The sequence below is a fragment of the bacterium genome (assembly GCA_016786595.1).
In the GTDB taxonomy this organism is placed as follows: Bacteria; Bdellovibrionota_C; UBA2361; order SZUA-149; family JAEUWB01; genus JAEUWB01.
Genome location: JAEUWB010000045.1, coordinates 19,446 through 36,844 on the forward strand (window position 1 = coordinate 19,446; position 17,399 = coordinate 36,844).

The window sequence follows — 17,399 nt, forward strand, 5'->3', positions numbered from 1 at the left end:
ATGCTCGGCGGATTAATTTCAAATTTTAGTTTATCGACACTCGGTGTCGCAGCGAGCTGGGGCTGGGGCTTAATTTTCCTTTCGCCACTACTAATACTTGCCTACCGAAATTCTGACCTGCGTAAGCAAATTGTAGTTTCCAGTACCTACTTATTAAAAAAACTTACTCCGAGAAAGCGCCCCACTAAAAGAATTCGCCCGCCTTGGACGGCATTATTAGAATTACTAGCCTTGATCTTGCTCGGCATACTTGCGCTTCAGCCATTTTTTTCAGAAACAAAGCAAGACCTAGTCCTGGTGCTGGATAACTCTTTAAGTATGCAAGCTGAAAATCGTTTCAGCCAAGCAATTACAAGTTTGACTCAGAAAATTGACTTAGCACCGAGAAATAGTCGATTTAAAATTTTCCTCACTAGTCCTCGACTACGTAGCCTCGGTACTGATTTTGTCTCAACTACTGAGGCAAAGTCGATTTTAAATGGACAACAGTTGAGTGCTGCAGAAGATTCACTCGAGCCTGCTCTTGCTGAGATTAATCGTAATGAAACATTCGACAGCGCCTTTGTCGCAACCGATCAAGAAGCCTATCCCGGCATAACAAGTCGCTTTGAGCTGCTACAAGTTGGAAAAGTCCAGCAAAATTTTGCAATTTCTGACCTACAAGTTGAAACTAAGGCTGACAGTAAGCGTGTGCTCAATGTCACAGTTGAGCGCTATGCTTCAGAAGCTTCAAGCCTAACTCCAAGTAAAATCAGTGTCGAATTAATTCCAGTTAATTTGATAGCCAACGCAGCACTGCGGAATCAGCTAATCACGCGTCGAGAGATTTCGATTTCGACAAGCGCTCAAATCGAGTTTGAGCTTGCTCAAGAAATATCTAGTTTTCAAATTAAGCTCAATTCGGGTCAACTTGAAGATGCACTTACCCTCGATAACACCGCTTGGGGGTCCGTACTAAACACTGCAAGCACGACTGCACTTTACGTGGGTGCAGATCCTAACTTTCAAACTGGGCTGGGGGGGATTAAGCAAATTAAGTTTGAACGCCTGGGAATCGAGGAATATGAAAATTTAACTCCAGAAGCATTAACACGCTATGCGTTTGTAATTTTCCATAAACTGGCACCACTACGTCCTCCCAAAATACCTGGATTATATATCCTGCCACCGCGTGACAACTTAATTGCACCGGTGCTGGGCACTAGTTCTAGTAATACCCTTAGTTACTGGGATGAAACCAGCCCGATTACTGCTTATGTAAAACTAAATTTACTGAACCTCTCAGCAGCACAGTATTTTAAAACCCCAGCGTGGTTAAAAAACGTAATCCGCAGCGAACAAGGTCCCGTGCTCCTTAGTGGTGAGAGCGCGGGGATTCGTTTTTTAATTTCCGGCATTGAACTGTTGCCATTTGAGGGCACCTTAAATCCAGTCTTAAGCGTGCTCAGTCTCAATTGTTTTAATTTTCTACGCAGTGCGGAAAGTGGAAATTTAGCAAATCGTCAAGGCTCAACATTAATTGGCTCAAGCCTTGCGCTCAGCCCACCAAGTACTTGGGTGATCAAAGACCCCAGTGGAAAAACTACAACCATTGAGGGCCAAGTCAATCAAACTTTAAATTTCGACACTCCTGGAATATATCATGTCACTGAACTTTCCGGGAAAAATCAAACTGAAATCACTCGCAAGAATTCAAGCTACAATGTCAATGCGTTTTTCAGTCACGAGTCGCAAACCGCAATTCGCCCACGCCTAAGTCTGCCGAGAAGTAGTTCTGAAGATAAAACCCCGGAGCTAGCAAAAACTGAGCTCTACCCCACTCTAACTTGGATTATTATTTTTATTCTGATCCTGGAAGCGATTTTTCGAATTCGTAGTCGCAGCTTCTCAGCATCAGAAATTCTACGGGTGCTTGCATTATGCTTTTTAGTGCTGGGTTTAACTAAACCATCGACTGAAAAGATTGACACTGAATTAAGCGCAGTCGCTCTCTACGATGTCTCCGAAAGTGTCACCCCTAAGGCGAGGAAAGAATTAATCACTAAAGTCCAGCAATTAAGCGCTGGCCAGAATAATCTCAAAATCAAAGTTATTCCTTTCGCTGGAACAACTAGCGACAAGCAATATCAAATTCAAGATCTCCCGGAGGACAATCTCCTCAGAGCAAAGCTCGATGCGGGGAGAACAAATCTAGAAACTGCGCTCAGTCAAACACGTAGCGAGCGCACCATACTCTTATTGAGTGATGGTTATGAGACCTCGGGAAGTATCAAGTCGCTTAAATTTGATGGAAAGTCTAACGTTTATCCAATCCTTCCTGCACTAGAGTCATTTACTGATCCAGAGTTAAAAATTTCATTCCTTTCAGCTCCGTTAATTGCTGAAGCCGAAGATTCAGCAGAAATTCAAGTCAGTCTACAGAATACCTTCGAAACAACTCAGCAAGGTCGCCTTGAAGTTTATCTCGACGATAAAAAGCTTCATTCGGGTCTAGTCAGTATTACAGCACAGAGTGAAAAGACCTTGAAAATCGATAGCCAAACATTAGCCGGTGGACTGCATAAAATTAAAGCAAAATTCACGCCGCAAGAAGTGGCTACAAATAAAGTCTCTGAAGCTTATCGTTGGATCTCGGTAAAGAAAAAATCGAAAGTCTTAATTTTAAGTGGCAGCGCAGTCGACGCACGTATTTTACCGCGACTTTATTTAGAGCGCGGATACTTAATTGAAAGTCGTATTCCCTCACAGGGGGAGCAGGCGCCGACAAATCTCGCAGACTATGCCAATGTGATTCTAAATAATATTCCTAAAACCGATCTTAGCCAGAGCTTTCTTGAAGAATTGAAAAAATACGTCGCTTCGGGCGGTGGCTTGTTACTGGTTGGAGGGGATAGAATGTATGGACTGGGCGGTTATGAGAATTCAACCCTGGATGAAATCTCCCCAGTGAAGTTTGTACCACCGACTACTACAAAAAAGCGCTTAAATAACGCCGTAGTTCTGATTCTCGATAAATCACGCAGTATGGCAGAGGAAAACAAAATCCTATCTGCGAAAGAGGCGGCACTTGTCTCAATTAACGCGCTTAAGGATGATGATCTAATTTCGGTAATTGGTTTTGACACTAATCCATTTTTAATTATCCGCATGGACACTGTCGCCGAGGTTAAACCCAGTGCAGAGCGGCGACTTAGAAATTTAACTGCAGCCGGCCAAACTAATCTACGCCCCGCCTTAGCACAGGCTCGACGGATGCTGCTTGAGGCTAAGGCTGGGCGTAAGCATATTATCGTTCTTACCGATGGCGAGCTTTCGGGTACTGACCAAGAATTTATTCAAGAGGCCGGACGAATTAATGCAGAAGGAATAACACTTTCCGCTGTGGCACTCGGGTTTGAAGCTGATGTGCAAGTGCTTAAAGGTATGGCTGGTGCCGGGAAAGGTGCCTTCTACCATGTGCTCAATCAAAGCAATCTTCCGGAGATTTTCTTGCAAGATATAAAAGTCACAACCGGCGATAAAACTCTCAAGGAAAACCAAGAATTTCCTGTATTTAATGTAAATCCAGTCTCGCTGAAAGTTGGGCCAAACTACCCACCACTGCTGGGCTTTGTTGAAACCCGCCAAAAAGATTCAGCTACGCTTGAACTACAAGTCAGTAAAGACGAGGAGCGTTTTCCACTGCTTGCCTCTTGGAATTACGGTCAGGGAAAAGTTATCGCCTATACTTCTGATGCTCATGGGCGCTGGAGTAGCCCCTGGGTGCCCTGGCGTGACTTTGTGAACTTTTGGTCAAACCTGCTCGATGCAATCAAACCTATTCAATCCAATAAAGATAGTAATACAAAATTCGACTTACGCACGGCAATTCAAGCTGACCATCTTCAGTTCGATCTCACACTTTTCGATCAAGCTCTTGTAAGCCAAAAGCAAAATCCTGAAATCTTGATCACTGACCCGCAGGGCAAATCGCAGACGATCACTCTGCGTGAAACAATCATTGGTCGCTATCAGGGGAATCTCGAGAATGTTGTTGCCGGGGACTACAAGCTCAACATTAAATACGGAAAAACTGAATTGCCGCCATTGGCTGTGACAGTCCAACCGGATGCTTTTGGGGAAAAACAAGGTGCCGGCATTAACGCTGCGTTGCTACAAGAATTAGCCCGGAAAAGCGGTGGCAAGATTAATCCGCAGCTAGAAGATTTACAAGATAATTTAAAACAAATTATAACAAAGTCAGCGCTTTACCCATACTTTGCTCTAGCTGCTTTCTTATTAATTTTAGTCCAGGCATTTTGGCGCGAGACTTTCAGCCCGCAGCAAAAAGCGCTAAAATAAACTTATGTCCCCAGCAGAAACACTGATCGCTCTTTTTTTACTTGCCTGCGGCTGCGCGCTCTGTGTGTTCTTCTTAAAACTTCTGGCGAGCTCACTTTTTAAACTCCCTGGCGAAATGGCAGAAATGGCTGCAGTAAAACGCGCCTACCTGAGGCTGAGCAGCGCAGACACTTTACTTGAAGACAATAATTTCACCAAAGCATTGCAAGAGCTCGAGAGTGCCTTCATTCTCAATGCGAAATCTTCAATTAGCTCGATCACGGCTGCACGCGAAGTAAACCAGAATATTCTCAGTCGCTGTCTATTAATCGCTGATAGTAGTGGCTCACGGATCGAGGAGTTACCGATCGTTGAGGAGCTCTTACTCGAGCGGGCTGAATGCTATGCCAGCATTCTTAAGGAAAAGGAAAAATTTTCCCAGCTTCAGTCCAAACGTGAAAGCTCGGGTAAAGCAATGCCGAGTTGGGGTAAGCGCGAGTATCAAAGGAAACTTCAAGAGTTAAATCATTTTTTGAAAGTTAACGAAGGAAAACTCTCCAAAGCGCTAGCCAAACTATTTCAAGCGCTACGCACGCCGAATCATACCGAAGTCACTTATCATTAATTTGAGAAGTAAGATTCATTCCGAAAACTACTTAAAAGCAGTCGTGATCAAACAAGTCATTTTCTAAGTAACTAACTGCCTTAACTTGCTCTAATTATCTTCTCTAAGTTACACTGATCCACATTATTTTTGGAGACACGTTTATGAAAAAATTCTCTCTGTTATTAATTCTAACCTTAGGAGTAGCTTCAATGGCACTTGCGGATATTACAAAAACAAAAACAGGTCTTGGCTATACTGACGAAAAAGTTGGTGCTGGAGTAGAAGCAACTTCTGGCAAGATGGTAACTGTTCATTATACTGGATGGCTGGATGAAGCTGGTAAGAAAGGTAAAAAATTTGACAGTTCAGTCGACCGCGGTGAGCCTTTCCAGTTCTCCCTCGGCATTGGACAAGTCATTGCTGGCTGGGATGAAGGTGTGCAAGGCATGAAAATCGGCGGCAAGCGCACCTTGATGATTCCTGCAAATCTTGGCTACGGTGCCCGTGGCGCAGGATCAGTAATTCCTCCAAACGCAAATTTGATTTTTGATGTTGAATTGTTGGCTGTAAAGTAATTGCAAAATAATTAACTCTTTTACTTTGGGCCTAGCTTTCACTTGCCACATAGGCGTAAAAGAAAGGTAGGCTCTTCTTAAATTTAACCTAAAGAAAAAATTGACGGAGCGGTGTTTGACACAACCACCGCTCCGTTTTTTTGCCCATTTTTTTGGACACCTAACCCGTCTCACCTTGTCCAATTGCAATGGCGGCCATGCAGAGCAGGCCATCCAGCAAAAGGCGGCTATTTGTCCGAGCACTTGGCCTTGCTCGCAAGCCCCTGAGCGTAATCCACAGTAGTGCTTCTACCGGGTCGCCGTAGGGTTTGCGTCGAAGAATGCGAGTCTTCGAGTCTGGTGCATCTTGGAGAAGTTCATTATTGCCTGTGATGGCAAGAACTGCCTGTTTAGCAAGCTCGGTCTCCTCTAATATCTGCGCACCAAACTTCAGATCCATTTCCACTAAGCCATCAAACATCCCAAACACCCAGTTGTCGGCCTTAAGCAAGGCAAACTCCAGGTTTCTGATCAGCGATTTGAAGTGCGGACTTTTTTCCAAGAGACTTTGCAGCCCCTCAAGGTTTTCTTGGGCAAGTTCCTTCAAGGCTGTTCCCGCGCCGTAAATTGCAGGTAGATAAGATCCATTCTGGATCCACCCAATCTGCCACTCGATGGCGCGCAACACCTCTTTGAGAATCTCAGCAAAGCTTTGTTCGTGGTCAAGGTCTCGACGCTTTTGCGGTCGACTGCCACGCTTCCAGCTCTGAATTAGTTCTCGCGGAGTAACCATTTCAAAGAAACGTCCGAAGCCTTCCTCGGCGACAAGCGCCTGATAGGCTGCAGACGATCTCTCACTCAAGCGGGCAAGCAGGCTTTCCTCTTCCATGCTTAAGGCGTGCATTTCAAGACCTTGGTGTTTGAGGCGAGCCACATTCACCAGTAAGGACGATAGAGCATCGCTTAAGAAAAGACTCGCCGAGCGCTCTTCCCAGAAGACTTGAGCCGCTTCTCCCTGCACAGTGAAGCTTGTCTTGCCTGAGGTAATCCCTTCGGGAACCATGGCAATCGCTTGCCCGATTGGGTCCCCTCCACTGCGTCCGATCGAACCTCCACGACCATCGAAAAAGACAACTTCCACCTTGTAGGGCTTGGCTGCCTTGACAATTGCCATTTTGGTTTCGCGGATTAAGTGGCGGGCTGCGATAAAGCCAACTTCCTTGTTGGAATCGCTATAACCGACCATCACCGTGACGCGATTGCCGCGCGACTTGATTTGAGGTCGCAAGTAGCGGTTTCTCAGCATTGAAGTGACAATCACCTCACCGTTTTCCAGAGCTTGTCTGGTTTCAAGCAGAGGCACGATGTCGACTGTGCCTTGAAGCCCTGCAAGCTTTAAGAACAGTAGCACCTCGAGCAAGTCACTCAATGTCTCCGTTTGAGAGACGATGTAGCGACTGCATGCTCGTGCGCCTAGCCACTCTTGCGCCCACCTGACTACTTCCAGGCGTCGAAGTTCCTCCGAGTCAATACGAAGCGGACCTGTCTTGGCACAAAGCATCCAATGCAAGCGCCGTCTTCGCTCCCCTTCGTTCAGCTTTTGGTAGGGTTGACCGAAGCGATAGCCAAAAGTAGCTGCAACTTGGCCTGCAAGATTTTCATGCACTTGGGAGTTCTGCCGAATGTCAACTGTCGCCAGGTGAAATCCAAACACTCTGAGGCGCACTTCGAGGTCGTAAAGCCTCTCAGCGAAGTGAGTAAACCCACACGCTGTAAGAACTTGTCGTAGCTCAGTAACTTCCGCTCGAAAGTCTCCAGCGCACTTCCATCCGACTTGAGGCTCACCTTGGAGGCGCGCTTCGCATCGAGAGATAAAGTGCTCCAGAACATTTCTCACTTGAGGAACGCGCAGTGCCTGTCCAGACATCCGGCGATGTCGTTCTTTAAACATTGCCGTATACTCGCGCCAAGCCTTGGCGTAAGTTTCCATCGTGGCACTCTTTGCAAGCTGAGTTAAGTCTCCCACATAGCGGCCTACGATAAACGCATGTCGCGCACGGAAACTCGCTTCAAGCACCTCAGCAGTCACTCCGTCATGACCATCTGCATCGCCACCTGCCCAGTCAAAGAACTCGAAAACGCTTGCGACGTCGAATTCTTCTCCCGGATAGTGTCGAGCAAATGCTTGTTCGAAGTTTTGAACGACCGCGGGCAAGACCTGGTAAATCACGCCAAACTTTTCCAGTTGTCCTTGGACTTCGTCCATGACTTCGGGTTTCGTTTCGCGGATTAAAGGCGTTGCCAAGAGACGTTCGATTACGCCGGCTGCTTGGTCTCGACAGTCACTGTATTTTGCTTCGTAGTCTTCTGCCTCAAGGATTTGCCGCACGACTTGGCGCAGTTCATCGAAGAGACGAATCACGTCGTCTGGACGTGCCTCGGTTGGGTGCGTTGTCAGAGTCAGGTAGATCGCCAGTGATTTCAGTACTTCCTGTGCCTGACTAGCGCTTAAGCCTAGATCCTCTTTCAGACCACGAATGGTCTCGTCGAGAATCGCGTCAATTCCTGAAAACTTTGCACTTGCTCGGCCTTCATGAAGAACAATGCCGTCAACCAAAAGGAAAACAGCAAAAGCAGTGATCAGTTCTCGGCGCTTGTTGCCTGGTAATTTTTCGAGGTCGCGGCAGGTCTTTAGCCAGCCAGTTTTGTCATTCTCCCTTCGAGCAGTAAGAAATCCCTTGCGGATCTTCTCAACGAGCTTGAAGGTCTTGTCTCCGAATTGAGCTAGAATCCGCTCGCCCAGGATTTCTCCTAGACCTTTGCGCAAAAAGCGCATGCGCTCGTTAAGCGCGTCCGTGTTGATTTTCATGTGTTTGTTCTGCCTCCAGAGGCGGATGACATCAGCACTCGAGCTCATGTCATCCGCCTTGAAAGGTGGCAGTTAAGAAAAACAGTTACGGCATTAAAAAACCTGAATTAAGAAGAGCCGTCTTAATTCAGGGCTCTCTGTATGGAGCTGAATTAAACGGCATCTTTGATACTACTACTCAAAGAAATTAAGAGATTTAAAGAACAACAACTGGGATATGCACCCAAATGTCGGCGAATAGTATCATGGGAGAATTCTTAAGTAAAATAAAGTAGAATTGACAAAAAATTAATGATTTGTGATAGATATCTAGTTTCGCATTTGTTCATTCATTTATTTTTTTGGGTAGCTTCTAATAGCGCCGCTATCTTCAGATAGTAAGATTTATTTCATTTTTTCTGATGAGAAGCGGTAAGAGAGAATATAGGTTTTATTAGATTCTTAACACTGCTCCAGTGTTGGCGAGTTCAAATCAGCTTTATATCAGGCTGAGTGTGCAAGCGAGAATTAGAAACTCGTCTGCATACTCAGCCTCTGAAAAGAGATGAGAATCCAAATGCAGGAGTAAATAACACACATGACGTCACTACCAGCTGGCATCGGGGTCAAAATCCAACCCGGACGGGTTGATAGTTTAGCCCAAGCGGCAGAGATTACGGTCTTTGTCGCCAGTCCACTCAAATCCCTACAAGACGCTTTCGGCATGATCGCTGAATTCGTAGCCCAACGCGCCAAGGGCAACCGCTTTTTCATCCTCAAGATGGAAGGCGATGGCAAAGAAGATGGGATGAGAGCCTACTTGGGCGGGCTACTCCACGACCGTCTCGCAGGGAACTCTAATCGCACAACGCTACACGTAGCCATGGCGATCGGTAACATCGTTACGGCAAGTAGCATTGATACGGTTCCCAAAGGGTCCCGCTGTGGTACTTTTACACCAGAAGGCGAAGCCATCGTCCACGGTGACGTGCCCCAAATGGCCGGCGTCGGTTAAGGTTTTCTCGGTGGCTTGTTGCAACTACGTTGTTTTCAAGCCACCAAAACCTTCTCTCTTTCCCTTCTTTTTTAATTTTACAGAAAAAAAACTATTTCCAAATTAGTAAAAACTAATAAAATAGTTTTTTTGTTCTTTGATAACTAAATATTTGCAGCCAGTTAAAGTAAATCTTCTCCTCAAAGCGCTTATTCAGTCTAAGCTCTTTCAGGAGAAGCAGTAATCTAAGGTTTTCCAGATTAAAACTAATCAATCCACCTGAGTGTAGGCGTAACTGTAGAACTAGATTTTACAGTTACTCCTGCTCTGAGGGGGAATCTCAAGGAAGTCAGGGAAAAAACTCAAGGAAGAAACCAATGTCTCTAGTCGAAATGTTTCAAAGTTCTCGTCGTAGCACAGCCAAGTACAGACTCGTCTGTCATGGCTCCGTTGACCAGGTTCACGCCAGGAGCGGACTTCACGCTGCTGTGGAGCTGCGTGGAAAAGCCGGTTATGTCATGGCGAAAGGACTCCTCTACAGCTTCCTGCATTTGGGAGAAGTCCACGTCTTCGCCGTTGCCGCCTAGCGGTGTCAGCTATCGGGGAGCTCTGCCTAGGCATCTCCCCGATAAAAATCTTTTCGATAAATTTTTTTAGGAAAATTACTGCTTCTCTATTCTCTCCAAAGAATCTCTCTATAGAACTAGGGCGCAAGTCTCTCAGTATTAAAAACCGTTTTGAAAAACAAATTCCTAAAGCTAAAATCCCTGCGCCAGGTCGATTTGTCATTTCATTACCTTTGCCAACACTGCTTGCAGTGCGGGATCGTCGAATTCAGTAGACTTAAAACTCACTGGCTCGCCTACTTCCAGGTCTAGTCCAGAAAATTCAAAGCTCTTGGAATCGAGCGTTGTCATTGGCCGTGCCTTAACTTCCACCAACTGTGGTTCAAGGAACGGAATGGCCCAAATTCCAAGCGCCATAAAGACAGATAGCAGGCGATGCTTCGGGCTAAGGCTTTTCCATGGGATGACCTTAATGCCGCAGGTGTCAGCAGCGAGGCTTGTCACCTCAGGCAGCTTACTGCAAAAAGATTTCAGCTTTTTCATGTGGATTCCTCCTTCCCTGAATCGCATAAAAAATTCAAGGAAAGAGGAGATAAAAAACCAGAATTTATGAGAGACCTGCAGTTGGCAAAAATTTTAGATTCAGCCAACTACAGTCTGTCACATCTACTCAAACATTACTTGAGAAAGATCAATCGCTAACATATTAATGTTTACAGTAACTTGATAGTTAAGACAGCAAAATCTCTAGAATGGGCATTCGAAAACGAAATAATTTACACAAAATCTGCGTCAAAACTTGCCAGTCATACTTGGCGAGTTCAAGTTTAGATCAAGGTGCTGCAGCGATGCGCGTCTTTGCTTCTTGCGGACAGATCAACAAAGAATTACTGCACAAAACTGGTTAGCTGAGCGTGACTTGGATAATAAAACTTGGATTGCCCTTCATCCAGGAAGTGGCTCTGAACAGAAAGCTAAGCGGCCGAGGCTGTCTGAACTTGCAATGCTGATGAATTCGAGACTGAAGTCGATGCCCAAATGAGATTTGGATGTCGTGCTTGGTTCTGAGCAGAGTGAACTTGAATCTGAGATCAGTAGCATTATCGATCGGGTATTCAAATCGCACATTCACTACATCAAAAATTTAGTGCTTTTAACTGTGCCTGCAGTGCGAGAAAAGTCGCAGTTGGTTCTTTCTGGCGATACAGGGATAGGTCATTTAGCTGCAGCTGTAGGAGCAAACTCTATTATTTTCGCTGGCGCGACAAACGTGTGGCGCACGTTTCCTTATCGCGAGGATACAAAAATAATTTTTAAAAACCAAATATTTCAAACTACTTGCGATCAAATTTCTACTGACCTGAATCAAGGTGAAACAAGTTTCACGATGCAGATGTTTAATGTTGTCAACTAAGGTAACAACACTCACCGTATTGGGCTTTGATAGTTCCTGCCATAAATCACCTTGTTCAACTGGCAAATTGCACCGCTGAGCAAAGTTAACTTGTTCAAGCGACTAATCAAAACCTTGAACATCTTGATAGTTCGAAGATTTTAATGCGAGAACAAGAAAGCTTGCTCCAGCACCCAGGTCTAAGATTGCAGCTTGTTTATCTACCGGAACTAGTGTGCGCAAATATAAATTAAAGTAAGTCAAACAGTAATCGTATTCGGTTGAACTATATTCTCGATGAGCATGAACAACAGAAGAGTATCATCGACTAGCTCTACAAACTAATTGGGAGTTCTGTAAAATTTTAAAACTAGCTAACAAAATGGGAAAAGAAGCGAATTAATTGTATATTGACGCAGCTTATAATGTAATCAAATCTAAGCTTAATGAAAATTGCAAAGCTATCTCATTTTTTTCGCTGCTTATCTACTACATATGTTGAGCCAGTATTAATACTAATACTACTCTGCCTTTGTCTATGCATAAGAGTAATTGCCTTTCAGCAAATTTCAGCATCCCCATTTGGCAGTACGCAATTACCAGATGAACAACTATATTTTCAATGGGCATCCGCTATTGCAGAGTCAAAATTCAGCACCGCAACGCCATTTAAATTTGCACCCTTACCCGCATATGTTTTCGCGATTACAATTAAGTTAATGAATCTTGGTTTAGACTCGATTCGATACTTGAATATTATTTTAGGTAGCCTCGCCTGTTTACTGATCGCCCTATCAGCTAAAAAAGTGCAAGGACCGCAAGCTCAGTTTATCGCATTAACGTTTGCTGCTTTATATTCGCCATTTATTCTCTATGCGATTGTCCCATTAAAAACTTCCTTAGAACTAGCATGCTTTAGTTTATATCTATTCTTGGTACTACGCGTTGTCGAACGACCGCAGCTGATGGCTGTGCTCTGTGTCGGTATCGCTTCTGGCCTTTGTGCGGTTTCCAGAGAAAACACATTTGCATTGATTCCATTAAATTTAATAATAATTTTTCTTAGCACCTCTGACCTTAAGTTAGCAGGAAAACTAACCAGACTATTCCTGTATATCCTAGGCTGCAGTGCTGTAATTTCGCCCTTTGCATACTTTAACTATCAACGCTCGGGCCATTTTATTCTTAGTTCTACTCAAGGTGGGATGAATTTTTATCTAGGCACAGGTCAGGCAAACATTGACCCTTATTTCCAACCGACACAATTTGCCGAGCCTTTACCAGCAATTCAAGAAATACAATTTCAAGTTGAAGCTGCAAAACGCTTAGGTCAAAGGCTTACTCCACTCGAAGCCTCTCGTTACTGGTACAAACAAGGGGTCGAAAATATTCTTAACGATCCTTTAGGTTACTTGAAAAAAATTACTTACCGAGTTTTGGCGATAATTTTTGGGTATGATGCTTGCGAGCATTATGATCTCCACACACTTAAAACCTATATTTCGATCTTTCAGTACACACATCTTAGTCTTGAATATTTATTCTTAATTTTCATTTTAGGCCTGGCTGCATTCGGCATCAAAGACAAAAAGTCTAAAGTAATTTTATCGGTATTGATAATTTACTGCTTAAGCATTTTACCCTTTTATTCTTCGGCAAGATATCGTCTACCGATCTTAGTATGCCTGATCCCCTTGACCGCATCTTATTTTGTGCGATTCTGGCAACTACTGAGAGAGTTAAAATCAATCTCCTACTTTAACTTTCTACTTATTATTGTTGCATTCATAGCCGCCAAGCAAATTGAAATACCTGGTTTCAATGATACTTCTGCAGCCGATAATATGCATGCCTTCGCATTAAGTGAAGCTAGTCAAGAAGAACAAGCCCAGCATTTATACGAGAAAATTGCTAACGCTAATCAGCGATTCTCAGACTATGCAAAACTCGCGTTAGCAGCATTTGCTAAAGAGCGACATCAATACTTAGTTGCACGAAAATATTTAAATTCGATTAAAGATGACTCGTATGCAGTAGCGCAAAAATACTTTAAACTTGCCGAGTTAGGTCTACAAGCTCATGATCTCTCCTTAGAGCAAGTTGTAAAAGATCTAGAGAAATCTTTGAGTATTAATAGCGCTCAGGTTGCTGCGCGCAAACTATTAGGCCAGCTATCTGTAAAATATAATCCAACGCAAGCACAGCGGCAAAGCGAAGAACTCTTTGAACTGCTCTACTACTATCAATAAGGAATCGACTTCTTATAGTGTTACAGCTATAAAAAATAATTTAATCTTGTTACTACACAGTAAATTATGCTCTTCTAGTATCGGCGAGAAGTAGACGAGCGCAAGCTCCCCCTTAGTTCGTCCATGGGAGTGACACATTTTGAGCTTATGCTACCTACAAGGGGAGGTTGTCATTCATAGGATAATACAGCCCCGCAGGGGGGCTTTCAAATTACCTTCTCGCCTTTATGATTGGAAGCTGATAAAACGTGAACATTTTTACCGAACTCACTACGTATGCAAACTACGATCTGTTTTTCGATCAGCTACGAGCAAAAGCATTAAAGACGCCGCGTAAATTATTTTCAAAATCACAAAATCAACCACTAACATTAGCTTGGATTTTAGATAATCAACATCTGGTTATTAAGGAAATTATTGCTGACATACAAAGGAAAAAATATATTCCTGGGCCTGCTAGTAGTTATGAAATTGTATTAGGTAAGCGGCGTGTCTTATATCGCATGTCATGGCAAGATCGAATCATCGAAGGCGTGCTTGCTCAAGCAATTTATCGCGCAGTCGATAACCAACTTAGTTCGCGTTTATATTCATTCCGCAAAGGACGAAGTCACTATTTAGTTGTCAAAGAACTAGCAGATTTTATTAAACTATGCAGAATGAATCGCAAAACATTGCTGATTGCCAAGTACGATATTGCAAACTATGGAGAAAATATTAATCACAATCTATTGCGCTTAGATCTTGAAAATTACTTAGGCAATCAAGATCCTTACCTATGGTCTCTAATCGATCATTTTTTACGTCCCCAAATTAGCCTCAATCATCAACTCATGAAGGGGTTACCAACCGGCTTTCATTTAGTACCCGTTTGTGAAAATATATATTTGAGTAAATTTGATCAAAGCTTCGACTACCTAACTGAAACCTTCTACGCACGTTTTGGCGACGACATTCTGCTCGCGACTACTGATCTGGCATTAGCACAGGAGTTACAGTCTCGCGCGGAGCATTTAATTAGAGAGCGCTGCTTAACATTAAACCAGAATAAATCATTTAAACTTGCTTTTACTTTTGATAACTCCACGCCGAGTGAAAAGAATTTTGATTACCTTGGCTTCAATATCAATGAGTCTGGAGAGTTGTTTATTTCAAAGCGTCGTTTGAAAGAATTTAAAACTCATTTTTGTAAATTCACAAGACGTGCTCATGCAACTAATACTCGACTACAGATGACTTCACAAGATTCATTTCAGTCACTCATACGAGCTGTTAATCGTTCTCTATGCTACGGTTCATTCAGTATATTCTTTCTTGAAATTATTAAAAACTGCACAAATCGTAAAGCAGTGCAGCACTTGGATAGGTGGATAGCAAAAAAAACACTGATAGCGCTAAACCACGGAAGCCACGATCGAATATTTCAATGGCATCAATTTAATAACTTACGTAGGGCGGGATTAAAATCATTACTTTACGCCTTTGATACGCGCTTTCGAAATTCTAAACAGCTACGACACAGCTTCAACTCACATCTAAATCATGTTACAGATCTTTGATAAGGCCCGACAAAGCCTCACGGAGCGACTTCAACAGCGCGCTACAAAGCAAGCTCGGGGACTTCTATTAATTACAGATGGTTCGTTCAATACTTTCAAACTATTAATTTATGCTTTGTTCAGAAATCGAATCGTAATTGCCTATAAAATCGCACAACGTAGCCTAATTTTACTGGAATTTTATCTATTATATAAAGCTGCTGGCATCAGCCAGCTGCCTACATTTGCGATTATTTATTTTACACTACGCTGCTCGCGACAATTGCTGCGCAGCATCACGTTGCAGTCGCGCTACGCGATTTTATCAACTGATCAGCAAATCGATCAGCAGCTTGCTCTCAATAAGTTATACTCTCTATGTATTACATATGGAATAATAACTGCATTTGGGATTTTACTAGCTTCAATCTATTTCGAAGCTAATACAGTGACAATCTTGCTGTGTTTAGGGTTCATTTTTTGCATCCCCCTCGAATACGCCAGCGCTGTAATTTTATCTTTTGCATCGGTTACTAGAAGGCATCCTCGACCAACCCTTCAACTATTGATAGCATCGCTGATCCCAATCTTTGCAATTCTCTGCGCAACCGAAGATTATGTCATCGTAACTTATATCTTCGGAGTAATTTTTAAACACTTAATAAGCGGGATTATCCTCGTTGTATTTACTCGCGCAGCCCTCCTGCGAAAGAGGCTACATTTCCCAATTTATAGTCTCTTCGCATCACTCCATGAAGCTCGTAGACTAAACAAGAATCATCATCTACTATTTATGCTTCCGCAGACAGTTTTATCAATTGGAATTGCACTCAGTCTGTATTCATTAAACAGTCAATCACTACTTACATACTTTATTATCCTACAAAGCAGCTTGATTTTAAGTTTCATACCCGAGAGAATTGTCTATTCCGTGAGCTTTGAAATAGCATTAGCGACAAGTCGAGCTAGGATTCTGATCGCAGAAAGACTTACGCATTACTTGAAGCGTGTAATATTCTTACTTGTCTTTACAATTCCACTGATTTACTTACTGATAGTTTGGGCAACATCTTCAGTAATTTATTCAAGCACGCTAATTCTCTTGATCATCATTTATGCACTGGGCATTGCATTAAAAAATTCTGGAATTATTTTAGCACAAGCAATCGCCAACGATAAGCTGATGCTACGATTTAGCTGGGCCAGTAGCATTTCTCTGCTAACTTGCTTTTCACTATTTATTTTATATTTGCGACCAAATATTACACTAATAATTTTTCTTGAGGCAGCAGCAAATGCCTTGATCGGATTACATTTGATTCGCGCATTTCGCCCAGTTTGTAGTCCATTACATGTTGCAGCAAAGTCAGAGTATTTTGCGGGGTGTAGCTCACCATTGAAACTCAAAGATACAAATTATCGCCACGGAATACTACTTGTAGTAGATGCCAAGTTAATCGGAGATAATCGAGCAAGATTCACTCAAGAACTTCGTTCCCATCTGAAAGTAGATCTAATCTGCTTTAGTTCATGGCTATGGTACATGCCTAGGATTTCCGCAGGTGTGTTTCCACTGCACTCTTATTCAGGTTGGTGTATAGACTGCTTTGACTTTAATTTAAACCAGCCGCTTGAAGCAAAAAAATCGCTCGAACTTAAGTCTATATACTTTAAGCAGATTCCACATACAGCACGTAAGCAACTTCAAGAATTATCTGCCGCACTAAAACTATCTTCAGAAATTATCGAGGACTGGAAAAATCTGAATGCAAACGCCGCAGAGATGCTTTCACATCAACTCGCTCAAACTTTAACAAAACATTGTCCTATTGCTCACAAAATTTTATCTTGGCAAACAAAGACTAAGAATTGGGATTATTTAGAATTACAAACAGCTCAGCATTTTTTAGCAAAATTTTCAGTGTCAGCTTTACCGGCTTTAAATAGCACAACCTCGATGCAAACCATTAGTTTCTACGGTCATCCACTAATGATTATTAATGCAAATAATAAAAGTATCAGACAGATCTGTCTTGCTATTTCACTTGCACTCGAAAATTGCTACGCAGAAAATATCGAGGAAGTTTTTAATCTACTTACACTTTCACCTAGTACTACTAAAAAATATATTACTCAAACTACTCAATGAAGGCCAGAAACATAGCAACCATAATACTCAGTGCGATTTTGACGTGCACTATTTATGCATATTTTGCTTTCCATGCTGCTAAAAAATATTATGTAACTGTTAAGATTAGCGAGATTGAAGACCGCATAGCCTGTTCAGAAGAACTCCAGAAAACTATCCTTCTAAACGATCGCAATCATAT

General features: G+C 42.9%; 11 protein-coding genes. 9 read left to right on the plus strand and 2 right to left on the minus strand.

The window, feature by feature from the left end:
- From JNK13_06700 to JNK13_06710, 3 genes are all read left to right on the plus strand, one after another.
- Entirely contained in the window at window positions 1-4,341 is a 4,341-nt protein-coding gene (locus JNK13_06700) for a VWA domain-containing protein (protein MBL7662423.1), read from the plus strand.
- Window positions 4,342-4,345: 4 nt separating this feature from the next.
- Window positions 4,346-4,945, plus strand: a complete 600-nt coding sequence (locus tag JNK13_06705; protein ID MBL7662424.1) for a hypothetical protein — start codon at window positions 4,346-4,348, stop codon at window positions 4,943-4,945.
- A 143-nt stretch (window positions 4,946-5,088) separates the two neighbouring features.
- Window positions 5,089-5,502, plus strand: a complete 414-nt coding sequence (locus JNK13_06710) for an FKBP-type peptidyl-prolyl cis-trans isomerase (protein ID MBL7662425.1) — start codon at window positions 5,089-5,091, stop codon at window positions 5,500-5,502.
- Between the two features lie 160 nt (window positions 5,503-5,662).
- On the opposite strand, the gene JNK13_06715 is transcribed toward JNK13_06710, so the two are convergent.
- Window positions 5,663-8,350: a phosphoenolpyruvate carboxylase gene (locus JNK13_06715; protein MBL7662426.1), complete on the minus strand. Its 2,688-nt coding sequence runs from the start codon at window positions 8,348-8,350 to the stop codon at window positions 5,663-5,665.
- Window positions 8,351-8,927: 577 nt separating this feature from the next.
- Between JNK13_06715 and JNK13_06720 the strand changes: the two genes are divergently transcribed.
- A complete protein-coding gene (locus JNK13_06720; protein MBL7662427.1) occupies window positions 8,928-9,344 on the plus strand; it encodes a hypothetical protein in 417 nt (138 codons plus the stop codon).
- Between the two features lie 764 nt (window positions 9,345-10,108).
- On the opposite strand, the gene JNK13_06725 is transcribed toward JNK13_06720, so the two are convergent.
- Window positions 10,109-10,432 carry a hypothetical protein gene (locus JNK13_06725; GenBank protein MBL7662428.1) on the minus strand — a complete coding sequence of 108 codons (324 nt, stop codon included), beginning with the start codon at window positions 10,430-10,432 and terminating at the stop codon, window positions 10,109-10,111.
- A gap of 209 nt (window positions 10,433-10,641) precedes the next feature.
- Between JNK13_06725 and JNK13_06730 the strand changes: the two genes are divergently transcribed.
- The 5 genes from JNK13_06730 to JNK13_06750 all read left to right on the plus strand — a co-directional run bounded on the left by JNK13_06730 (window position 10,642) and on the right by JNK13_06750 (window position 17,218).
- A complete protein-coding gene (locus JNK13_06730) occupies window positions 10,642-10,797 on the plus strand; it encodes a hypothetical protein (GenBank protein MBL7662429.1) in 156 nt (51 codons plus the stop codon).
- Window positions 10,798-10,943: 146 nt separating this feature from the next.
- On the plus strand, window positions 10,944-11,303 hold the full coding sequence (locus JNK13_06735) for a hypothetical protein (protein MBL7662430.1): 360 nt from the start codon (window positions 10,944-10,946) through the stop codon (window positions 11,301-11,303).
- A gap of 425 nt (window positions 11,304-11,728) precedes the next feature.
- Window positions 11,729-13,531, plus strand: a complete 1,803-nt coding sequence (locus tag JNK13_06740; GenBank protein ID MBL7662431.1) for a glycosyltransferase family 39 protein — start codon at window positions 11,729-11,731, stop codon at window positions 13,529-13,531.
- A 248-nt stretch (window positions 13,532-13,779) separates the two neighbouring features.
- Window positions 13,780-15,090, plus strand: a complete 1,311-nt coding sequence (locus JNK13_06745) for a hypothetical protein (protein ID MBL7662432.1) — start codon at window positions 13,780-13,782, stop codon at window positions 15,088-15,090.
- On the plus strand, window positions 15,074-17,218 hold the full coding sequence (locus JNK13_06750) for a hypothetical protein (GenBank protein MBL7662433.1): 2,145 nt from the start codon (window positions 15,074-15,076) through the stop codon (window positions 17,216-17,218). Before JNK13_06745 ends, JNK13_06750 begins: the two co-directional genes overlap by 17 nt.
- The last annotated feature ends 181 nt before the right edge of the window (window positions 17,219-17,399 follow it).